Annotated in this window: 4 protein-coding genes; all 4 read left to right on the top strand. The window is 69.6% G+C overall.

Annotated features, from left to right (window positions below; all coding sequences use genetic code 11):
• Positions 1-475: acyclic terpene utilization AtuA family protein (locus VFM98_RS13475; protein WP_325110431.1), on the top strand; the 475-nt coding region annotated here is incomplete at its 5' end.
• Entirely contained in the window at positions 472-798 is a 327-nt protein-coding gene (locus tag VFM98_RS13480) for an AtuA-related protein (RefSeq protein WP_325110432.1), read from the top strand. The genes VFM98_RS13475 and VFM98_RS13480, both read left to right, overlap by 4 nt.
• Positions 795-1,751, top strand: coding sequence for a tripartite tricarboxylate transporter substrate binding protein (locus tag VFM98_RS13485; protein WP_325110433.1), 957 nt, complete (start codon positions 795-797; stop codon positions 1,749-1,751). Before VFM98_RS13480 ends, VFM98_RS13485 begins: the two co-directional genes overlap by 4 nt.
• Positions 1,752-1,817: 66 nt before the next feature.
• Positions 1,818-2,168: a DUF2200 domain-containing protein gene (locus tag VFM98_RS13490; RefSeq protein ID WP_325110434.1), complete on the top strand. Its 351-nt coding sequence runs from the start codon at positions 1,818-1,820 to the stop codon at positions 2,166-2,168.
• Positions 2,169-2,409: the final 241 nt, after the last annotated feature.

A 2,409-nucleotide genomic window follows, 5' to 3' on the forward strand; every position in this document is an offset into this window, starting at 1 on the left:
TCGGATCCGCGTCTGCGGCGTGCGCGGGCACCCGCGGCCCGCCACCTACAAGGCCACGCTCTGCTACGAGGGCGGCTGGCTGGCCGAGGGCGAGATCTCCTATGCGGGCCCGAATGCGGCGGCCCGCGCGCGCCTGGCCGCCGAGATCGTGCGCGACCGGTTGCGGCAGCTCGGGCTGGGTGGGCTGCCCCTGCGGGCCGACCTCATCGGCGTGGCCAGCGTGCTGGCCGACGACGCCGGCGAGTGGTGGCAGCACCGGCAGCTGCCGCAACGGGAGGACGTGCGGCTGCGCATCGCCGCGGCCTCGTCGGCGCGCGACGAAGCCGAGGCCGTCACCCGCGAGGTGCTGGCCCTCTACACCTGCGGGCCCGCCGGCGGCGGCGGCGTGCGCACGGCCGTGACGCCGCGCCTCGCCAGCGACTCCTGCTACGTGCCGCGCGAATGGCTGCAACCCGCCTGGAGCTTCGCGCAATGAGCACCGTGCTGCTGCATTCCCTGGCGCACGCGCGCACCGGCGACAAGGGCAACCGTTCCTCGATCAGCCTGGTCGCGTACGACGCGAAGCACTGGCCCGTACTCGTGGAACAGGTGACGGAGGAACGCGTCGCCGCCCTGTTCGCCGACCGCCGGCCGACGCAGGTGCGGCGCTACCTGCTGCCCCGGCTGCATGCGATGAATTTCGTGCTCGACGACGTCCTGGACGGCGGCGTCAACGGATCCCTCAACCTCGACAGCCACGGCAAGGCGCTGTCGGGGCTGCTGCTTTCCCTCACCATCGAACTGGAGACAAACCCATGAACCGACGTCGTTGCATCCTGGCCGCCCTGCTCGCGGCCGCCCCGCTGGCCGCCCTGGCCGACTTCCCGGACAAGCCGATCACTTTCATCGTGCCGTTCGCGGCGGGCAGTGCCACGGACCAACTGGCCCGCGCGCTGGGCCAGGCCGTGACCAACGAGACGAAGCAGCCGGTGGTGGTGGACAACAAGCCGGGCGCGAACGCGTTCATCGGCGCGCAGGCCGCCGCCAAGGCGCCGAAGGACGGCTACAGCGTCTTCATCACCACCAACACCACGCACGCGGCCAACGAGCACCTGTTCAAGAAGCTGCCCTACGACCCCGTGAAGGACTTCGAGCCGGTGACGCTGCTCTCCAAGGGCGGGCAGATCCTGATCGTGAACAACAACGTGCCGGTCAACAGCGTGCAGGACCTGGTGAAGCTCGCGAAGGCCCGGCCCGGCAAGCTCTCCTTCGGCTACGGCAGTTCCTCCAGCCGCATCGCCGGCGAGATGTTCAAGCAGATGACGGGCACCCACGTCCTGAGCATCCCCTACCGCAGCAACCCGCTCGCGGTGACGGACCTGATCGGCGGCCAGATCGACATGATGATCACCGACATGACCACGGGGCTGCCGCAGGTGAAGGCCGGCAAGGTGAAGGCGCTCGGCGTGTCGACCCTGAAGCGCACGTCGCTGGCGCCGGAAGTGCCGACCATCAGCGAGGCGGGCGTCAAGGGCTACGACATCAGCTTCTGGTTCGCCGCCTACGTGCCCGCCGGCACGCCGCCGGACGTGGTGGCCCGCCTGAACGACATCCTCGGCCGCGCCAACAAGAGCCAGACCGTGGGCGCCTTCTATGCCCAGAGCGGCTTCGAGACGCTGGCCGGCAGCCCGGAGGACCTGCGCAAGTTCCAGGGCGCCGAGTCGGAGAAGTGGCGCAAGATCATCACGGGCGCGGGGATCGAGAAGGAGTAGGCTCGGCCTTTTTCAAGTGTCCGGCCCGATCCGCCGTCGGGCCGCACCCGGCCGGGAGGCAAGCCCATGGCGAGGCAATCCATCTTCACGATGCCGTTCGCGAAGGTGTATCCGCTGTACGTGCAGAAGGCGGAGCGCAAGAACCGCACGAAGGAAGAAGTCGACCAGGTGATCTGCTGGCTGACCGGCTACGACCGGGCCGGCCTGCAACGGCAGATCGAGCAGGGCAACGACTTCGAGACCTTCTTCGCCCAGGCCCCGGCCCTGCACCCGAACGCCGCGCTGATCAAGGGCGTGGTTTGCGGCGTCCGCGTGGAGGCCATCGAGGATCCGCTGATGCAGCGCATCCGCTACCTCGACAAGCTGGTCGACGAGCTCGCGAAGGGCAAGAAGATGGAGAGCATCCTGCGGAAGTAGGAACTGCGGCGCGCGTTCGGCCCCATGGGCGGACCGACTTCCCCGGAGCCGCCGCATCGGCGGAAGCTCCGGGGGGCTGCAGGCCTCAATACGAGAAGTCGATCACCTGGTCGGCGGAGCCGAGGTCCGCCGCGGACTTCTGCGTGGCCAGTCCGGTGCCGAAGACGCGGACGGTGTACTTGCCCGCGCTGGCCGCGACCGGCGCCGGCGCTGCGAGCCCGGAGGCCGAGAACGCCTGCAC

It is taken from the genome of Ramlibacter sp. (assembly GCF_035706265.1).
Taxonomy (GTDB): Bacteria; Pseudomonadota; Gammaproteobacteria; order Burkholderiales; family Burkholderiaceae_C; genus Ramlibacter.

Coding starts and splice junctions, on each gene's coding strand:
- VFM98_RS13480 (WP_325110432.1), top strand. CDS start 472: ATGAGCACCGTGCTGCTGCATTCCCTGGCGCACGCGCGCACCGGCGAC.
- VFM98_RS13485 (WP_325110433.1), top strand. CDS start 795: ATGAACCGACGTCGTTGCATCCTGGCCGCCCTGCTCGCGGCCGCCCCG.
- VFM98_RS13490 (WP_325110434.1), top strand. CDS start 1,818: ATGGCGAGGCAATCCATCTTCACGATGCCGTTCGCGAAGGTGTATCCG.